At 66.1% G+C, this 17,707-nt stretch carries 14 protein-coding genes; 8 read left to right on the top strand and 6 right to left on the bottom strand.

Annotation, left to right across the window (positions count from 1 at the left end):
- The first annotated feature begins 420 nt into the window (after positions 1–420).
- On the top strand, positions 421–2,529 hold the full coding sequence (gene rpoD / locus ACQR2C_RS24590) for an RNA polymerase sigma factor RpoD (protein ID WP_315802660.1): 2,109 nt from the start codon (positions 421–423) through the stop codon (positions 2,527–2,529).
- Positions 2,530–2,661: 132 nt separating this feature from the next.
- On the opposite strand, the gene ACQR2C_RS24585 is transcribed toward rpoD, so the two are convergent.
- Positions 2,662–2,949 (bottom strand): DUF6881 domain-containing protein, encoded by a 288-nt coding sequence (locus tag ACQR2C_RS24585; RefSeq protein ID WP_434846764.1) that lies wholly within the window; start codon positions 2,947–2,949, stop codon positions 2,662–2,664.
- 233 nt (positions 2,950–3,182) lie between these two features.
- Between ACQR2C_RS24585 and ACQR2C_RS24580 the strand changes: the two genes are divergently transcribed.
- The 3 genes from ACQR2C_RS24580 to ACQR2C_RS24570 all read left to right on the top strand — a co-directional run bounded on the left by ACQR2C_RS24580 (position 3,183) and on the right by ACQR2C_RS24570 (position 6,871).
- On the top strand, positions 3,183–3,305 hold the full coding sequence (locus ACQR2C_RS24580; RefSeq protein ID WP_315802661.1) for a hypothetical protein: 123 nt from the start codon (positions 3,183–3,185) through the stop codon (positions 3,303–3,305).
- 41 nt (positions 3,306–3,346) lie between these two features.
- The gene (locus ACQR2C_RS24575; protein WP_434882315.1) at positions 3,347–5,530 is read left to right on the top strand and encodes a tetratricopeptide repeat protein; all 2,184 of its coding nucleotides are present in this window, start codon (positions 3,347–3,349) and stop codon (positions 5,528–5,530) included.
- A gap of 405 nt (positions 5,531–5,935) precedes the next feature.
- Entirely contained in the window at positions 5,936–6,871 is a 936-nt protein-coding gene (locus tag ACQR2C_RS24570) for a DUF817 domain-containing protein (protein WP_434846761.1), read from the top strand.
- 147 nt (positions 6,872–7,018) lie between these two features.
- Here the strand turns inward: ACQR2C_RS24570 and ACQR2C_RS24565 are convergent, their stop codons facing one another.
- Positions 7,019–7,255 carry a hypothetical protein gene (locus ACQR2C_RS24565; RefSeq protein ID WP_316217907.1) on the bottom strand — a complete coding sequence of 79 codons (237 nt, stop codon included), beginning with the start codon at positions 7,253–7,255 and terminating at the stop codon, positions 7,019–7,021.
- Between the two features lie 207 nt (positions 7,256–7,462).
- Between ACQR2C_RS24565 and ACQR2C_RS24560 the strand changes: the two genes are divergently transcribed.
- On the top strand, positions 7,463–7,837 hold the full coding sequence (locus ACQR2C_RS24560; RefSeq protein ID WP_315802867.1) for a thiol-disulfide oxidoreductase DCC family protein: 375 nt from the start codon (positions 7,463–7,465) through the stop codon (positions 7,835–7,837).
- Positions 7,838–7,935: 98 nt separating this feature from the next.
- On the opposite strand, the gene ACQR2C_RS24555 is transcribed toward ACQR2C_RS24560, so the two are convergent.
- From ACQR2C_RS24555 to ACQR2C_RS24545, 3 genes are all read right to left on the bottom strand, one after another.
- Positions 7,936–8,256, bottom strand: a complete 321-nt coding sequence (locus ACQR2C_RS24555; protein ID WP_316217906.1) for a hypothetical protein — start codon at positions 8,254–8,256, stop codon at positions 7,936–7,938.
- A 156-nt stretch (positions 8,257–8,412) separates the two neighbouring features.
- Complete coding sequence (locus ACQR2C_RS24550) at positions 8,413–8,928, bottom strand: hypothetical protein (RefSeq protein WP_315802665.1); 516 nt, start codon at positions 8,926–8,928, stop codon at positions 8,413–8,415.
- Between the two features lie 83 nt (positions 8,929–9,011).
- Complete coding sequence (locus ACQR2C_RS24545) at positions 9,012–9,956, bottom strand: OmpA family protein (protein WP_434882368.1); 945 nt, start codon at positions 9,954–9,956, stop codon at positions 9,012–9,014.
- Between the two features lie 277 nt (positions 9,957–10,233).
- Between ACQR2C_RS24545 and ACQR2C_RS24540 the strand changes: the two genes are divergently transcribed.
- From ACQR2C_RS24540 to ACQR2C_RS24530, 3 genes are all read left to right on the top strand, one after another.
- Positions 10,234–11,040, top strand: coding sequence for a lytic murein transglycosylase (locus ACQR2C_RS24540; protein ID WP_434882314.1), 807 nt, complete (start codon positions 10,234–10,236; stop codon positions 11,038–11,040).
- 81 nt (positions 11,041–11,121) lie between these two features.
- Entirely contained in the window at positions 11,122–14,775 is a 3,654-nt protein-coding gene (putA, locus tag ACQR2C_RS24535) for a trifunctional transcriptional regulator/proline dehydrogenase/L-glutamate gamma-semialdehyde dehydrogenase (RefSeq protein WP_434882313.1), read from the top strand.
- A 120-nt stretch (positions 14,776–14,895) separates the two neighbouring features.
- Positions 14,896–16,143 carry an amidohydrolase family protein gene (locus ACQR2C_RS24530; protein WP_434882312.1) on the top strand — a complete coding sequence of 416 codons (1,248 nt, stop codon included), beginning with the start codon at positions 14,896–14,898 and terminating at the stop codon, positions 16,141–16,143.
- 841 nt (positions 16,144–16,984) lie between these two features.
- On the opposite strand, the gene ACQR2C_RS24525 is transcribed toward ACQR2C_RS24530, so the two are convergent.
- The coding region (locus tag ACQR2C_RS24525) for a hypothetical protein (protein WP_434882311.1) at positions 16,985–17,707 on the bottom strand (723 nt) is incomplete at its 5' end.

Here is a 17,707-nt window from a genome sequence, read left to right as displayed (position 1 = left end):
CCCGGCGCCCTGTCGCGAACTGAGCACATTTCGACCCGGTCCGCTTGCGCGGTCTCAGGTCCGCGCGAAAAGACTCGCCAAATCCATGGTTTGGCTGCAAAAACAGGGTTAATCGAAGTTTAAGAGGTCCGGGGCATTTTCTGCAGCAGATGGGTTGGTTTCGCTGTCGGACACCGCGCCTGCATGTTGGGCGCCGGATTCGATTGCAAAACCGGTATCGCTTTTGCAAGAAACGCGCGCCGGTCCGAAAACGGGACGACACCAGCGTAGGACGACACGAGCGACGGACTTCAGGGGGTGGCGACGTTGAATGTGCGCCGCCCTTTCCGCGTCGAGAACAGTTTGAGTAGAGCAGGCGGGCGCCGCGATGCCAAGGGCGAAGATGCCACGGGCGGAGCGGGCGCGTTTCGGGAGCAATGAATGGCCACGAAGGCAAAGACGCTGCAGGTGAAGGACAAGGAAAAGGACGACAAGGCCGCGGACGCTCCTGAGAAGGACGCCGCCGATGCGCCTTCGCCGTTGCTCGACCTGTCGGACGCCGCCGTCAAGAAGATGATCAAGCAGGCCAAGAAGCGCGGCTTCGTGACCTTTGATCAGCTCAACGAGGTCCTGCCTTCCGACACCACCTCGCCGGAACAGATCGAAGACATCATGTCGATGCTATCAGACATGGGCATCAACGTGACCGAGGCCGAGGAGGCCGACGAGTCCGACGAGAAGGACGACGGCGAGGACGAGACCGACAACGAGCTCGTCGAGATCACCCAGAAGGCCGTCACCGAGGTCAAGAAGTCGGAGCCCGGCGAGCGCACCGATGATCCCGTGCGCATGTATCTGCGCGAGATGGGCACCGTCGAGCTCTTGTCGCGCGAGGGCGAGATCGCGATCGCCAAGCGCATTGAGGCCGGCCGCGAGGCGATGATCGCAGGGCTCTGCGAGAGCCCGCTGACCTTCCAGGCCATCATTATCTGGCGCGACGAGCTCAACGAAGGCAAGATCTTCCTTCGCGACATCATCGATCTCGAAGCCACTTATGCCGGCCCGGAAGCCAAGGGCGGTATGAATCCGCAGATCGCCGCGCCCGTGAATGGCGAGGGCGCTCCGGCCGAGGGCGGCGACGTCCAGGCCGCGGTCGCGCCGCCGGCCGCGCCGCAGCAGCCGACTCCGTTCCGGGCCGCACCGAACGGCGCGCCCGCCGAGGAGAAGGATCCCGGCGAGGCGGCGGCCGAAGCCGACATGGACGACGACGAGTTCGAGAACCAGATGTCGCTCGCCGCCATCGAGGCCGAGCTGAAGCCGAAGGTGGTCGAGACCTTCGACAAGATCGCGTCCGAGTACAAGAAGCTGCGCCGCCTGCAGGAGCAGGACATCGCCAACCAGCTGCAGAGCGAGTCGCTGTCGCCTTCGCAGGAGCGCAAGTACAAGAAGCTCAAGGACGAGATCATCGTCGAGGTGAAGTCGCTGCGCCTCAACCAGGCCCGCATCGACAGCCTCGTCGAGCAGCTCTACGACATCAACAAGAAGCTGGTCTCGTTCGAGAGCCGGCTGATGCGGCTTGCTGATTCTCACGGCGTCGCGCGCGAGGACTTCCTGCGCAACTACCAGGGCTCCGAGCTCGATCCGCGCTGGCTCAACCGCGTCTCCAAGCTCTCCGCAAAAGGCTGGAAGAACTTCGTCCATTACGAGAAGGACCGCATCAAGGACCTGCGCCAGGAGGTGCAGGCGATGGCCGCGCTCACCGGTCTCGAGATCGGCGAATTCCGCAAGATCGTGCATTCGGTGCAGAAGGGCGAGCGCGAGGCCCGTCAGGCCAAGAAGGAGATGGTGGAAGCCAACCTCCGTCTCGTGATCTCGATCGCCAAGAAGTACACCAACCGCGGCCTGCAGTTCCTCGACCTGATCCAGGAAGGCAACATCGGCCTGATGAAGGCGGTCGACAAGTTCGAGTACCGCCGCGGCTACAAGTTCTCGACCTACGCCACCTGGTGGATCCGGCAGGCGATCACCCGCTCGATCGCCGACCAGGCCCGCACCATCCGCATCCCCGTGCATATGATCGAGACGATCAACAAGATCGTCCGCACCTCGCGCCAGATGCTGAACGAGATCGGCCGCGAGCCGACCCCGGAGGAGCTCGCCGAGAAGCTCGGCATGCCCCTGGAGAAGGTGCGCAAGGTCCTCAAGATCGCCAAGGAGCCGCTCTCGCTTGAAACCCCCGTCGGCGACGAGGAGGATAGCCACCTCGGCGACTTCATCGAGGACAAGAACGCCATCCTGCCGATCGACGCCGCCATCCAGTCGAACCTGCGCGAAACCACGACGCGGGTGCTGGCCTCTTTGACGCCGCGCGAGGAGCGCGTGCTCCGCATGCGCTTCGGCATCGGCATGAACACCGACCACACGCTGGAAGAGGTCGGCCAGCAGTTCTCGGTGACCAGAGAGCGCATCCGCCAGATCGAAGCCAAGGCGCTGCGCAAGCTGAAGCATCCGTCGCGGTCGCGCAAGCTGCGGTCGTTCCTGGACAACTAAACACTGCATCAGTCGTCATTGCCGGGCTTGACCCGGCAATCCATCAGAACACGACGGCGGACCGAAAGGTCCGCCGTTTTTGTTCGAGGCTCAAAAGCTCCACTGACCTGCGAGCGATCTTTTTGGCCGGGTCTAACAAGAGTGCCTGGCACTCCAACGGCGCTCGAACGCTTCCTTCGAAACCTCTTCCGCCCCGAATTGAGGATTCTGCGCGATCTCGTCGATGGGAGGAACGGCGATCTGTCCGAGCCGCGTCCGATCAGTCGCCTCGGTTGCGCTTGCGAAGCCTATGCTGCCGTCCCGAAAGATCTCCAGCTTTCGCGTTTCGAAGCGCTCGCCATCGAGTTCGCTCCAGAGATCAACAGGCTCATCTTCGAAATCGTGGAGCCATCGGACCCGGATGTAAGTTGTCATGCTCATGGCCGGAATGGTGACTCGCCCAGCGCGTTTTGCAAACCCTGGCGGCGACGGTGATGCGTAGGGTGGGCAAAGGCACGTGCACGGTGTCGAGATTGGCGACGGTGTCGTGCGCCGTGCCTACCGCGGCAGGCGGCCAATTGTGGGCACGCGCCGCCTTCGGCGGCGCTTCGCCCACCGTACGCATTAAGTTGGTACTCTGACGGCGATGGACGTGACGCGCTGCGGAAGGACCAATGACGGCATTCACCCAGCAAATTCCCGCAGAAAACATGGTTAATGAATTGTTTACGCTTGTCATCGAAGGTTCGGCGGGCGACCGAATGACGCCTGCATTCCGGCACTCTGCCCCGTCGTGACAGAACTTGGCGATGGCGGCTGATCCCTGGACGTTTTCAGCATGCAGCCAGCCTTGCGGAAAGGCGATGAGATCGCCGACCTGTTCGCCCGGGCGAGTGCGTTTCACCGCTCCGGCGATCTGGCCAAGGCTCAGGCCGGCTACAAGAAAATCCTCAAGAAGCGGCCGAACCATTTCGGCGCGCTCTATATGTTTGGACTGTCCGAGCACCAGAGCAACAATTCAGAGGCGGCGGAGCGCCTTCTGAAGCGGGCGGTGCTGGCAGACCCGCAAAACGTTGCGGCGAGATATGCGCGGGCCGTCGTCCTGTCCGCGCTCCAGCGCGACGACGAAGCGCTGACCTGCTTCGACGATCTCCTGGCCTTGAAACCGGATTTCTTCGAGGCGCAGCTGGAACGCGGCAAGCTGTTGTCGCGCCTCCAGCGCTTCGCGGAGGCGGTCGTCAGTTTCGACAACGCCCTCCGGATCAATCCGCAGCACCTCGACGTGTTGATGAACAAGGGCGAAGCGCTGCACTATCTCGGCCGGTTCGCCGATGCGATCGCATGCTACGACCAGCTTCTCGCGGCGAAACCCACGCATCTGGCCGCCATCATCAATCGAGGCTGCGCGTTCAAGGATCTGCGTCGATCCGATGAGGCGATCGCCGAATTCAACCGGGCGCTGGCCCTTGCGCCCGACGACACCACGGCGCTGATCAATCGCGGCGAGACGTTCCTCCAGCTCAAGCGTAACGACGACGCGCTCGCTGATTTCGACCGGGTGATCGCGCTCGATCCGCAATTCACCCTGGGCTGGCTCGGCCGCGCCAACGTCCTGATGCTCAACAAGCGGGTGAGCGAGGCGCTGGAGGCCTGCCAGCGTGCCGTTACGATCGAGCCGAACTCCGCGAAAGCGCTGAGCCAGATCGGTCAATGTCATGCGCTGATGGGCGATGCAGAGGCGGCTGTCGCACTTTTCGATCGGGCGCTCGCGATCGACCCGGCCGACGAAGTCGCACTGGCGAACCGCATCTTCTCGTTGGATTTCTGCGATGTCGGCTATGCGGAGCACCAGGCCGTCCGATCGGAGTGGTGGCGCCGGATCGGATCCAGGATCGCAGAGAGGCATCCGCCTGATCATACCAATGATCTTGACCCTCACCGACGGATCGTCGTGGGATATGTGTCGGGCGACTTCAAGGAGCATTCCGCCGCCCGCACGATCCGGCCCGTGCTGCAGAACCACGACAAATCGCAGGTCGGGGTGATCTGCTATTCGAACTCACCGGTCCAGGACGAGATCACCGAGACGTTCCGGGCGGCTGCTGATCGATGGCACGACGTGATGCAATGGTCCGACGATCAGCTCACGGATTGCATCCGGTCCGACCGGGTCGACATTCTCGTCGACCTGTCCGGACACTCCCGCGGCAATCGGCTGGCCACCTTCGCGCGCAAGCCGGCCCCCATCCAGGTCACCGCCTGGGGCCATGCGACCGGCACGGGCTTGGCGACGATGGACTACCTGTTCGGCGATCCGGTCATGGCGCCGCTCGAGGTGCGTCACCTGTTCACGGAGCAGGTCTATGATCTGCCGTGCCTGATCATCATCGAGCCGCCGCCGGCGGGGCTGCGCAGCCTCGAGGCGCCCGTGACGTCCAACGGCCATGTGACCTATGGCGCGTTTACCAGGGCGAACCGATTATCGAGCGCCGTCCTCGACGTCTGGGCCCGCATCCTGCGCGCCGACGTCAGTGCCCGGTTGCTGGTCAAGGATTATCTGCTCGGCGATGCTGCGATTCAGGCCAGGCTGCTGGCCGACTTCGCCGCGCGCGGCATCGCGCCGGATCGCATCGGCCTGATCGGACCGACCTCCCGCGACGAGCATCTCGCCGCCCACCGGCTCATCGACATCTGGCTCGATCCATTTCCCAATGGCGGCGGCGTCTCCGCCTGGGAAGCCCTGCACATGGGCGTGCCGGTCGTGTCGAAGCTCGGCAACGGGATGTGCAGCCGGGCCGGCGGCGCGATCCTGACGGCGATCGGCATGGCCGACTGGGTCGCCACGACCGATGATGAGTATGTGGACATCGCTTTGCGGTCGACGCCGGACCGGCTCAGGATGATCCGTCACCAGCTTCCCGACCTCATCGCCGCACGCTGTGGTCCGGCTATCTACACCAGAGCCGTCGAAGCGGCCTATCGCGAGATGTGGCAGACCTATTGCCGCGGTCGACAGACCTAACAAGAAACAGTCATCGAGAAGCGGGAAGCCAAACGATTGTGCCGCAGGCGCAGCGGCGGTGACTGCGCCCTCGCCCCTTGTGGGAGAGGGCATGTAGGACAGTGCAACGACCTCGGTCGGGTGAGGGGTCTATCTCCCCGAGTTGCGCTCGCGGACAGAACCCCTCACCCAACCGAGCCCGCGGCTCCGCCAGCGCTGCCCTCTCCCACACGGGGCGAGGGCACTGCATCGCGCGGCGGTGGGGAGGTTGCAGGAAGGTTTGGAAGGTGGCGTCGAGGTGACGGGGGCCGACAAGGCCTCTTGTCCGCAGATGTCCGTGCCCTTGCCGCAAGAGGCTGAACTTTGCGCAGACGGCGTTGGGCGATCGACTGCTAGGGATTGGCGTCTCACCGGACGCGGACTCCCATGCACGACAACGAGGTTTCATCGGCCGCAGCGCAGTCCAGTGCCGCCGCCATCTGGCCGCCCCTGCGCCGCTTCATCGCCGCGGAGGCCCGCCTCGCGGCGCGTGCGGCCGAAACGCCGTGGACTGCCTTCCTCTATGAATTCAGTCGCTTCGGCGTGAAGCAGGGCTGGGCCTGCCTGTTCGGCGGCATCGCGCTGGCATTGATGCTTGTGACATGGCGGTTCTATCCGGCCGATGCGCCGCTGGCCCGGTACGACTTTCTCTTCCTCTGCATGCTCGCCGTCCAGGCCGCGCTACTCGCGGCAAAACTCGAGACCTTTGAGGAGGCCAAGGTCATCCTGGTCTATCACCTTGTCGGGACAGCGATGGAGCTGTTCAAGACCGCGACCGGCTCGTGGATCTATCCCGAGCCGAGCCTGATCCGCCTGGGTGGCGTGCCGCTGTTCTCCGGCTTCATGTATTCCTGCATCGGCAGCTATCTCTGCCGCGTCTGGCGGCTGTTCGATTTCCGCTTCACCGGCCATCCGTCGCGGCGCTGGCTGGTCGGGCTGAGCGCTGCGATCTATCTCAACTTCTTCACCGACCATTACAGGCTCGATCTGAGGCTCGTGCTGTTCGGCTGGGCCGCGCTGCTGTTTGCGCCGGCGACCGTCCACTTCAAGGTCTGGCGCGTGCACCGCTCGATGCCGCTGCTGCTCGGGCTGATCCTGGTGTCGCTGTTCATCTGGCTGTCGGAGAATATCGGCACGCTGTCGCGCACCTGGATCTATCCGGCGCAGGCCCAAGGCTGGGCCATGGTGTCGGTCACCAAGCTCGGCTCGTGGTTCCTGCTGCTGATCATCAGCTACACGCTGGTCAGCCTGATCAATCGGCCGCAGGAGATGGACACCCGGGAAAGCGTGCTGTTGCCGGAGCGACAGAAGCAAGCCGCATAGCGCCCTGCCGTAGGGTGGGCAAAGGCGCCTGCACGGTGTTGGGGCTGGCGCAGGTATCGCGTGCCGTGCCCACCGCGTTTCGCGGCAGGCACCTGATGGTGGGCACGCGCTGCGCGCTTTGCCCACCCTACGGCAGCGGGGCTTTCGCTACTTCTTCTTCGCGCCGACCCGCTCCAGCGACTTGATCGCCAGCGGCGGGCGGCCGGACTTTTCGGCGATGTCGCGGTCCTGCTCCATGATGAAGCCGCGGGCCGGCTCGTCGCCGTCGAGGCCGCCGAGCAGCTCGGCCGGCACCCGCCGGTTGGAGCGCTGCGAGCCGTCCTCATAGGTGACGTTGAAGAAGGCGAATTCGCCTTTGGGATTGGTGCCGGGTTTCTTTGCCATGATCGGCGGTCTACGGCGGCGGGGCCGGTCCGGTCAATGCAGGAAAATGCTTATCCGCTGTCCGAATTTGACGTTTCCGTCATATGATTTTCGTGGAATCGGAGGAGTGGCCGGGCACGGCCGCGTCCTCTCGAAAACTCCTCGAATTTGCCGGATGACAATGCGTTCATCGCGGCCCCGAACCCGCGGCGAATTCCCGACATGTCGATGCCCCAACTCACCGTCTGGTACAACACGCGCTGCCCGGTCTGCGACGCCGGCATCGACTGGCAACGCAACAAGCTGCTGGCGCTGGTCAGGTCGGGGCGGGTCGCGTTCAGGGACATCAATGAAGAGCCGGAGGCGCTCGCCGCATTCGGCGCCGATGTCGACGCCGTCCGCCGCCGCCTGCACGCGACCGACGAGGAGGGGCAGTTGATCACCGGCGCCGACGTCGCGCTCTTGTTGTGGGCGCTGACGCCCGGCGAGGGCTGGCTCGCCAAGCTGTTCGGCAACCGTCTGGTGCGGCCACTGACGCGGTTCGGCTACGACCGGTTCGCCGATGTGCTGTTCGCCTGGAACAGGCGGAAGGGGCATTGGTGAGGGCGGACGGACGCTTGCCATGTCGCCACAACGGCGGTGCGCTCCCCTCCCCCTTGCGGGGAGGGCAGCGCACCTCCATTGCGGCAGAGATTTCAAGCTTATCGCCTCCGCACCTTCACCCGCGCATGCACCCTTGTGCCGCCGCGCGGCTCGTCGTCATCGTCGCCGCGGCCGAGCGCCATGATCGCGGTGCCCATCGCGGTCGAGCCGAAGGTGACGAAGAACGAGCCGAGCAGCAGGCCGATGGCGACGCCGGGCGAGCGATCGGAGAAGATCAGGTGGCGCAGGCCGAAAGGGTCGAGCGCCAGCAGGCCGCCGACCAGCACCACGGCCATGCCGAGGCCGAGCGCGAGGTTGATCGCGAGCAGGCGGAACAGTGGGATCTGAAGCAGTCTGCGTCGTCGCTGGCCTGGCGGCATCGGCGATCTCCCGCGGATCGTGAACGACCTCGACATGGTAGCACCGGCCGCAATGGGCTCAAGGCCGAAGCCGTCCGGCAGGGACATGGCTGACGCGCCATCGCGGCGCGCCGTTTCGGGACGATGGCGCGCCAGGCAGGCCGCGCGCCGATGACCTCACGCCGCCTCGCCCTCGGCGATGCCATGCTGCTTGGCGATCACGCTCTGCCAGACGCTGGCGATCGCGCGCTGGGTCTCCGGCGCGATCAGGCAATGGCCCTCGGGATCGAAGCCGCAGAACCGCACAGACGGATCGTGCCTCGTCTCGATCAGCGCCTTGTTGATCATGTCCAGCGAGGCCATCACCTGGCCGATGTTCTGCAGCCGCGTATGATGCAGGATGTCGATCAGGCGGAACATCATCACCGGCGGCTGGCCGAGTGCGATGCCCGGGCGGCCGAACTCGAAGAACACGTTCACGGCCGGCAGCACGCCCTGGATCTGCGCCAGGATCTTGGCCGCATCGTCGGCCGAGCACGCCACGAGGTGCGCGCCCGGCTCCGGCAGGGCGGGCGGTGCCGAGGGGGCCTCCGGCCCGAGCCCGAGTCCCGACAGCACCTGGTGCTCGATCCAGCGCCGCACCTCCGGGGGCGCCGAGCGAATCTGGTCGGCGGTCAACGTAATTCCGATCATGGCGTCGTCTCCAGTTTGGCCGCGGAGCTTAGGGAGCCACGATGGCACTGTCTTGACGAGGATCAAGCGGGTTGCGCGCCGTCTCAGGGCGCCACCAGCTCGACGCGCCGGTTGAGCGCGCGGCCTGCATCGGTCGCGTTGCTGCCAACCGGAGCGAGCAGGCCGACGCCCGCGGTGCGCAGCCGCGCCGGCGCGATGCGATAGCTCCGCGCCAGCTCGGCGGCGACCGCCTCGGCGCGCCGCCGCGACAGATCGAGATTGTAGTCGTAGCTGCCCTGATTGTCGGTGTGGCCGACGATGAAGACGCTGAGCTGCGGCTGGCCGGCGAGCAACTGCGCGATCTGCTCCAGCGTCGGCCGGCTCTCCGGCTTCATCGTCGCCTTGTCGGTATCGAAATAGATGCCGTAGAGCGCGATGTGGCCCTTGTCGCCGAGGCCCTTCGCCATCTCGGCGGCGCTCACCATCTTGTTCTCCATCGCGCCGAGCTCGGCGATGGTGAGCTGGGCGTAGATCTGCTGGTTGTTCTGGCTGACCAGCACGCTGGCATAGGTCTCGCGTCCGCCTGCCGCCTTGTGGCCGGCGACATAGCGATAATCGAAGCCGTCGACCCACATCTGCGGCACCGGCAGCGCGTCGATCGCTTCGGTGAACGGGATGGCGCCGCAGCCATCGGTATCGCAGGCGAGGAGCGGCTCGAAGCCGGCCTTGGCGAGCTGGTTCTCGAAATTGCGCGACACTTCGAGGATCGAGGGACCGGGCGCGGTGCGATAGGCGATTCTGACGATGCGGCCTTCCAGGCGCCGCTCGTCGGTCGCCTTGCCATCCTTGAACGGCGCCGCCTGCATGCGCGCCGCATCGAAATCCTTGGCGACATAGCCGGTGATCACGCTGCCGGCGAAACGGCCGATGCCGGGATAATCCCTGGCTCCCGCGATGTCGCCGGGCTGGGCGGCTGCAGGCGCCAGCGTGTGACAGAGCAGAGCCGCGAACAGCGCGAGCTGCGTCAGTGCGCCGAGTCGGAACGTCATTCTCATGGGGAACCTCTCCAGGCAAAGGCGGGCGAAGCGGGCTAGCGCGTGTGGCGTGCAGAGGGCGCTCGATCAGCGCGCGCAAGGAACGCGACCTCGACGAAGACGCGCCTTGCATATGTGGCGGGGAGGCCGCGTTGCGTTCAAAGGAGGCGAAGGCGCAATGCAGATCGGGGGCGATCCCTGCCGGCTGGCCTGCCGCCGCCAAATCGGGCATGGTGACGGCGCTTGGCGCCGCCTGTCCTCATCACGCTTTCATGCAGGGACCTTTCTTCTCATGCTCGTTGTCCGATCCCTCGTAGTTGTTGCGATCCTCTCATTTGCCTCTCCTGCCCTGGCCGCGCGCTGCGGCGGCGACTTCAACACCTTCATCGCAAGCTTCTCGTCGGAGGCGCAGAGCGCCGGCGTCTCGGGCGGCACCATCAGCCAGGCCTTGTCGGGCGTGACGCTCGATCCGGCCGTGCTCGCCTTCGACCGCCGCCAGCGCTACACCTTCAACAAGAGCTTCGAGCAGTACGTCTCGACCCGCGTCGGGGCGGGCCGGATCAATGGCGGCCGCGCCATGCTGCAGCGGCACGCGGCGCTGCTGTCGCGCATCGAGCAGCAATATGGCGTGCCGCGCCAGATCCTGGTCGCGATCTGGGGGCTGGAGACCGATTTCGGCAAGGGCGACATGGGCAAGCTGCCGGTGATCCGCACCTTGGCGACGCTCGCGCATGATTGCCGCCGCACCGAGCTGTTCCAGGGCGAGCTGCTGGCGGCGCTGAAGATCGTCCAGCGCGGCGATCTCACTCTGCGCGACCTCGTGGGCGCCTTCGCCGGCGAGATCGGCCAGACCCAGTTCCTGCCGTCGTCCTACATCAAATACGGCGTCGACTTCGACGGCGACGGCCGCGTCGACCTGCGCCACTCCACCGCCGACGTGCTGGCCTCGACCGCCAACCTGCTGCACAGCAACGGCTTCAAGATGGGCGCGCCCTATGACGAGGGCTCGGCGAATTTCGATGCCATGCGCGAGTGGAACAGGGCGGTGATCTACCGCAAGACCATCGGCTACTACGCCGATCAGCTGATCGGGCGGTAGCGCGATCCGTCGCTCGCCCCTTGCTCTCAGGTCCCGTGCACGCGCGCTGAGGGACGAGGATCGCTTCAGAGGAGACGGGTCATGTCGCAGTCGTCGCCACGACCGTTCGCCGCGTTCGATGCCCAGGTCCAGCGCCAGAGCGGGCTGCGCGCCGCGATCACCTCGGCCTATCGCCGCGCCGAGCCGGACTGCATCGCGCCGCTGCTCGATCTCGCCGCGCTCCCGGAGTCGTCGTCGGCGCGGGCCGCCGAGCTGGCGCGCGATCTCGTGCTGCGTCTGCGCGGCAAGGCGCAATCCGGCGGTGTCGAGGGACTGATCCAAGAATACTCGCTGTCGAGCCAGGAGGGCGTGGCCCTGATGTGCCTGGCCGAGGCGCTGCTGCGGATCCCGGACACGGCGACGCGCGATGCGCTGATCCGCGACAAGATCGCGACCGGCGATTGGCGCGCCCATATCGGGCACAGCCCGTCGCTGCTGGTGAACGCCGCGACCTGGGGCCTCATCGTCACCGGCACGCTGACGGCCGCCGCGAGCGAGGACAGCCTGGCGTCGGCATTGACGCGGCTCATTGCCCGCGGCGGCGAGCCGATCATCCGCAGGGGCGTGACGCTCGCCATGCGCCTGCTGGGCGAGCAGTTCGTGGCAGGGCAAACCATCGATGAGGCGCTGTCGAACGGCCGGCGGTGGGAAGCGCAGGGTTTCCGCTATTCCTACGATATGCTGGGCGAGGCGGCGACGACGGCGGGCGACGCCGCGCGCTATTTCGCCGCCTATGAGATGGCGATCCACGCGATCGGGAGGCATGCGGCCGGCGCCGGCATCTACGACGGGCCAGGCATCTCGATCAAGCTCTCGGCGCTGCATCCGCGTTACCTCAGCATCAAGCGCGACCGCGTCATGAGCGAGCTGCTGCCGCGACTGAAGCAACTGGTCGTGCTGGCGCAGCGCTACGACATCGGCCTCAACATCGACGCCGAGGAAGCCGATCGTCTGGATTTGTCGCTCGATCTGCTCGAGGCGCTCTGCATCGATCCGGACCTCGCCAGCTGGAACGGCATCGGCTTCGTCATCCAGGCCTATCAGAAGCGCTGCGCCTTTGTGGTCGATTGGCTCATCGACCTCGCGCGGCGCACGCAGCGCCGGCTGATGGTGCGCCTCGTCAAGGGCGCCTATTGGGACAGCGAGATCAAGCGCGCGCAGGTCGATGGTCTCCAGGACTTTCCGGTCTTCACGCGCAAGCCCCATACCGATGTGTCGTACCTCGCCTGCGCCCGCAAACTGCTGGCCGCGCCCGACGCCGTGTTCCCGCAGTTCGCGACGCATAATGCGCGCACGCTGGCATCGATCGTGGAGATGGCCGGTCCCAATTACGAGCGCGGCCAGTATGAATTCCAGTGCCTGCACGGCATGGGCGAGCCGCTCTACGAGGAGGTTGTCGGACCCGCACGGCTCGGACGCCCGTGCCGCATCTACGCGCCGGTCGGCTCGCATGAGACGCTGCTGGCCTATCTGGTGCGGCGGCTGCTGGAGAACGGCGCCAACACCTCCTTCGTCAATCGCATCGCCGATCCCGCCGTGTCCGTCGACGATCTGATCGCGGACCCCGTCGCGGTTGTTCGCGCGTCGGAACGCCCGGGCGCGCCGCACGACAAGATCAGGCGTCCGCCTGAGCTGTTTGGCCCGGGCCGCGTGAACTCGGCCGGATTCGATCTCTCCGATCAGCGCGCGCTGGCGCGTCTCGGCGAAGGTCTGGTCACGAGCGCGAGCCTCGATTGGACGGCTGCGGCGCCCGGAGCGACGACCAGCGAAGGCGCGCGCCTCATTCGCAATCCCGCCGATCGCCGTGACGTCGTCGGCGCGGCCAGGGAAGCCGCGCCTGCCGAGATCGAGGCGGCGCTGTCGCGTGCGGCGAACGCCGCGCCGGCCTGGGCCGCGACCAGCCCGCACGTGCGCGCCGCATGCCTGCGTGCTGCGGCCGAAACGATGGAGGCGCGTCGCCTCGTCCTCATCGGCTTGATCGTCCGCGAGGCCGGCAAGACCTTTGCGAACGCCGTCGGCGAGGTGCGCGAAGCCGTCGATTTCCTGCGCTATTATGCGAGCGAGATCGAAGCTCTCGCCGAGGGCGAGATGCCCAAGCCGCTTGGTCCCCTGGTCTGCATCAGCCCGTGGAATTTTCCGCTCGCGATCTTCACCGGCCAGGTCGCGGCCGCGCTCGCGGCCGGCAATCCCGTGCTGGCGAAACCTGCCGAGGAGACGCCGCTGATCGCCGCCCAAGCGGTTCGCATCATCAACGAGGCGGGCGTGCCCGCGGATGTCCTGCAATTGCTGCCCGGCGATGGCCGCGTCGGCGCCGCGCTGGTCGGCGATCACAGCGTGCAGGGCGTGATGTTCACGGGATCGACCGACGTCGCGCGGCTGATCCAGAAACAGCTTGCCGAGCGCCTCACCGTCCATGGACAGCCCGTGCCGCTGATTGCCGAGACCGGCGGCCAGAACGCGCTGATCGTGGATTCCTCGGCGCTCGCCGAGCAGGTTGTCGGCGATATCATCGCTTCCGCCTTCGACTCCGCTGGCCAGCGCTGTTCGGCGCTGCGCATCCTCTGCCTGCAGGCGGACGTCGCCGACCGCATCCTGTCGATGCTGCGCGGCGCGCTGCGCGAGCTTGAACTCGGCAATCCCGCGTCGTTGTCGGTCGATGTCGGCCCGGTCATCAGCGGCGAGGCCCGCGACACGCTCGATGCGCATGTCGCCACGATGCAGGCGCGCGGCCATGCCGTGGAGCGGCTGCCGCTGCCACCGCAGGCGGCGCACGGCACGTTCGTCGCGCCGACCATCATCGAAATCAGCAACATCTTCGATGTCGAGCGCGAGGTGTTCGGCCCGGTCCTCCACGTCCTGCGCTACCGCCGCGAACAGCTCGTTGACCTCGTCGATGCGATCAACCTCACCGGTTATGGCCTGACCTTCGGCATCCATTCGCGGATCACGGAGACGATTGCCCGCGCCTCGAGCCACAGCGCGGCCGGCAACATCTACATCAACCGCAACGTCATCGGCGCCGTCGTCGGCGTGCAGCCGTTCGGCGGCTCCGGCCTGTCGGGGACCGGGCCGAAGGCCGGCGGGCCGCTGTATCTGCGCCGGCTGTTCGCGATGCCGCCGCGCCAGCGGCTCATGGCGCCGCGGCCCGACGCGGTCACGCGCTCCTATATCGAGTGGTTGCGGGCCAGCGGACATGCCGCGGCGGCGCTGGCGTGCGAGGCGCATGGGCCCCAGGTGCTGGCCGGGCTCGAGATCGAGTTGCCAGGACCCGTTGGCGAACAGAACATCTATCGCATCACCGCGCGCGGCGTCGTCGCTGCACTGGCGAGAAGCGAGCAGGCGTTGCTGGTCCAGATCGGCGTCATTCTGATGACCGGCAACGACGCGTTCGTCGAACGCGCGAATCCCGCTGCTGCCGTGTTGGGACCGCTCACCAGCCGGCTGCGCGGCCGCCTGCGGATCGTCGACAGCTGGCGGGCTCTCCGCGATCTGCAGGCCGTGCTTTCCGATGGCGCGGCGGATGAATTGATCGCGCTCGGCCGCGACCTCGCCACGCGCCCCGGACCGATCGTCCCGCTCGTCACGCCGCGCGCCAGCGACGGCTGCTACGATCTCGACCGGCTGGTCACCGAGGTCAGCCTCTCCACCAACACCGCGGCCGCCGGCGGCAATGCCAGCCTGATGTCGATCGGCTGAGAAGACAGGTATTCCGTCCCGGGCTGGCTCGAGGCCGCAGGACAGGATAGGGGAGAACACCGTCATCGTCGGCCCGTTCCGCCCGCTGACGCACGCTTCGCTCCGATCGAGGACACCTTGATGTCGACCATCCTGTTCAAGAACGCCGCTCTGCTCGACCCGCTGCAGCCGGAGCTGCTCGAAGGCCATCACGTGCTGGTCGAGGACCATCTGATCAAGGAGGTGTCTGACAAGCCGCTGCAGACCAGCGTCGACCAGGCCATCGATCTCCAAGGCAAGACGCTGATGCCGGGGCTGATCGACCTGCACGTCCATGCGATCGCGGTCGAGCTCAATCTTGCCCAGCAAGTGCAGATGCCGAACGTGCTGGTGACCCTGCGCTCGGCGCTGCTGCTCAAGGGCATGCTGCGGCGGGGCTTTACGACGGTGCGTGACGCCGGCGGCGCCGGCTATCCGCTGAAGCAGGCCGTCGACACCGGCCTCACCGAGGGCCCGCGGCTGTTCGTCTCCGGCCGTGCGCTCAGCCAGACCGGCGGCCATGGCGACATGCGGGCGCGGACGGATTTCCTCTCCGACAATGCGCCTTGTCCGTGCTGCGTGCGCGTCGGCGCGCTGGCCCGCGTGGCCGACGGCGTCGATGCCGTGCGCAAGGCGGTGCGCGAGGAGCTGCAGATGGGCGCCGACCAGATCAAGATCATGGCGTCCGGCGGCGTGGCCTCGCCGACCGATCCGGTCGGCGCGTTCGGCTATTCGGAGGACGAGATCCGCGCCATCGTCGCCGAGGCCCGCGCGCGGCAGACCTACGTCCTGGCGCATGCCTACACGGCGGAAGCCATCGCCCGCGCGGTCCATTGCGGTGTGCGCACCATCGAGCACGGCAATCTCGTCGATCTTCCGACGGCGCGGCTGATGGCGGAGAAGGACGTCTACGTCGTCCCGACCCTCGTCACCTATGAGGCGCTCGCCAATGAAGGCGCGCAATATGGCCTGCCGCCGGAGAGCGTCGCCAAGATCGCGGACGTCCGCGACGCCGGCTTGCGTTCGCTCTCGATCTATCGGGAGGCCGGCGTCAAGATGGGTTTCGGCAGCGATCTCCTCGGGCCGTCGCAGCGCCTGCAAAGCGATGAATTCCGGATCCGCGCCGAGATCCTCGGTGCCCGCGAGGTCATTGCCAGCGCGACCGTGATCGGTGCCGAGGTGCTGGGCATGCAGGGCAAGCTCGGCTGCATCGCGCCCGGCGCCTTCGCCGACCTGCTCGTGGTCGAGGGCAATCCGCTGCGCGACGTCTCGTGCCTGCTCGGCCAGGGCGATCACATTCCGCTGGTGATGAAGGCCGGCAAGGTGCACATCGATCGGCTGAACGCCTGAGGCAACTCGGCGCCGAAATCCACCGGGCCAATGGTCGACAGTCCCAGCGTTTGTGCGCGCTGTCATGCGGGACGTCCATCGTCTCTCCGCCGCCTCGACGCTGCGGGCGCCGACATCTGCGATGAGTGCTTCCTGGAACGCAGGCATTCGGCCTCGCGGCGCTCCCTGCGTCCGAGTTGTGCGGGTCGTTTCGCCCTCATCGACGAAGAGGGCGCAGGGAATGCCGGGAGCTGGCCGCCCCCATGGCCCGCCAGCGAAAAAAATGCTGGCGGCAGGAACCACAGGTTCAGCCGAGACATCCCGGCATTCCCCGCGCGATGGTTGGGCGGCTTATACGTCCTCTCCCCGGGGACCGGCTGTCTTGCCCCCGTCACGAACGGATCATCGTCACCGTCCGCTTGGCCTCAGCACCGGGAGGCCAGGACCCTACGATTTCGCCGGCGCATCGGGCTCGTTCGTCCGCACGATTGCTCGCGCTGCGATCCAATGCACCCACCGCATCCCGCACCCACGTCTCGTGACGATCGCGAAGCGCCCCTCATGGCGGGACGGGATGCGCGTAGTCAATCATGCTTTTCTGAAAAACGAAAGTAGAATATTTTCCGTGGGAGGACTGGACAAGGGTGATGTGCTTGAGGCGGTGAGCAAAATCAGATTTTGGGCGCATCGCATCAGAGGTTGACTTGTCGGTCGCGCGCCTGGCTCCGGGCCCGCACGAGTCTCGACAAGCAGATCCGCTCAAGCCCAGCAGGCCGACGTCTTTGGCGGCGGTCGGAAGGTCCGAGAAGGGCGATGAACAGACATCACGGGACGCTCAACTAGGTCGTGAACGAGCCTGCCCTTAGCCTCGCACCACCTTTCGAACCAAGTGCGAACCCGGCTGGCTCTCGCGACCGGTCAGCCAATCGCGGCCGCGCGGAAGCAGGGTCGCGCGCTCGAAGTTCTGATCGATCAGTTTTTGCCAGACGAAGGCCCACTCAGGCTCGTTGTCGCGACCGGTCAGCCAATCGCGGCCGCGCGGAAGCAGGGTCGCGTGCTCGAAGTTCTGATCGATCAGTTTTTGCCATACATAGTTCCACTCGGGCTCGTTGTCGCGACCAGTCAGCCAATCGCGGCCGCGCGGAAGCAGGGTCGCGTGCTCGAAGTTCTGATCGATCAGTTTTCGCCAGACGTAGGACCAGTCAGGCTCGTTGTCGCGACCGGTCAGCCAATCGCGGCCGCGCGGAAGCAGGGTCGCGTGCTCGAAGTTCTGATCGATCAGTTTTTGCCAGACGAAGGCCCACTCAGGCTCGTTGTCGCGACCGGTCAGCCAATCGCGGCCGCGCGGAAGCAGGGTCGCGTGCTCGAAGTTCTGATCGATCAGTTTTTGCCAGACGAAGGCCCACTCAGGCTCGTTGTCGCGACCGGTCAGCCAATCGCGGCCGCGCGGAAGCAGGGTCGCGCGCTCGAAGTTCTGATCGATCAGTTTTTGCCAGACGAAGGTCCACTCAGGCTCGTTGTCGCGACCGGTCAGCCAATCGCGGCCGCGCGGAAGCAGGGTCGCGTGCTCGAAGTTCTGATCGAT

Source organism: Bradyrhizobium sp. HKCCYLRH3061, assembly GCF_051168015.1.
GTDB lineage: Bacteria > Pseudomonadota > Alphaproteobacteria > Rhizobiales > Xanthobacteraceae > Bradyrhizobium.
The sequence above is the reverse complement of the archived record's forward strand: the minus strand, read 5'-3'. Positions and strand labels throughout refer to the sequence as shown.

Bases quoted from the DNA above. Each gene is read 5' to 3' on its own strand.
- ACQR2C_RS24565 (WP_316217907.1), bottom strand. From the start codon at position 7,255: ATGGCAAAGAAACCCGGCACCAATCCCAAAGGCGAATTCGCCTTCTTC.
- ACQR2C_RS24550 (WP_315802665.1), bottom strand. From the start codon at position 8,928: ATGATCGGAATTACGTTGACCGCCGACCAGATTCGCTCGGCGCCCCCG.
- ACQR2C_RS24570 (WP_434846761.1), top strand. From the start codon at position 5,936: ATGCACGACAACGAGGTTTCATCGGCCGCAGCGCAGTCCAGTGCCGCC.
- ACQR2C_RS24580 (WP_315802661.1), top strand. From the start codon at position 3,183: ATGACGGCATTCACCCAGCAAATTCCCGCAGAAAACATGGTTAATGAA.
- ACQR2C_RS24540 (WP_434882314.1), top strand. From the start codon at position 10,234: ATGCTCGTTGTCCGATCCCTCGTAGTTGTTGCGATCCTCTCATTTGCC.
- ACQR2C_RS24575 (WP_434882315.1), top strand. From the start codon at position 3,347: ATGCAGCCAGCCTTGCGGAAAGGCGATGAGATCGCCGACCTGTTCGCC.
- putA (WP_434882313.1), top strand. From the start codon at position 11,122: ATGTCGCAGTCGTCGCCACGACCGTTCGCCGCGTTCGATGCCCAGGTC.
- ACQR2C_RS24560 (WP_315802867.1), top strand. From the start codon at position 7,463: ATGCCCCAACTCACCGTCTGGTACAACACGCGCTGCCCGGTCTGCGAC.
- ACQR2C_RS24530 (WP_434882312.1), top strand. From the start codon at position 14,896: ATGTCGACCATCCTGTTCAAGAACGCCGCTCTGCTCGACCCGCTGCAG.
- ACQR2C_RS24555 (WP_316217906.1), bottom strand. From the start codon at position 8,256: ATGCCGCCAGGCCAGCGACGACGCAGACTGCTTCAGATCCCACTGTTC.
- ACQR2C_RS24585 (WP_434846764.1), bottom strand. From the start codon at position 2,949: ATGAGCATGACAACTTACATCCGGGTCCGATGGCTCCACGATTTCGAA.
- ACQR2C_RS24545 (WP_434882368.1), bottom strand. From the start codon at position 9,956: ATGACGTTCCGACTCGGCGCACTGACGCAGCTCGCGCTGTTCGCGGCT.
- rpoD (WP_315802660.1), top strand. From the start codon at position 421: ATGGCCACGAAGGCAAAGACGCTGCAGGTGAAGGACAAGGAAAAGGAC.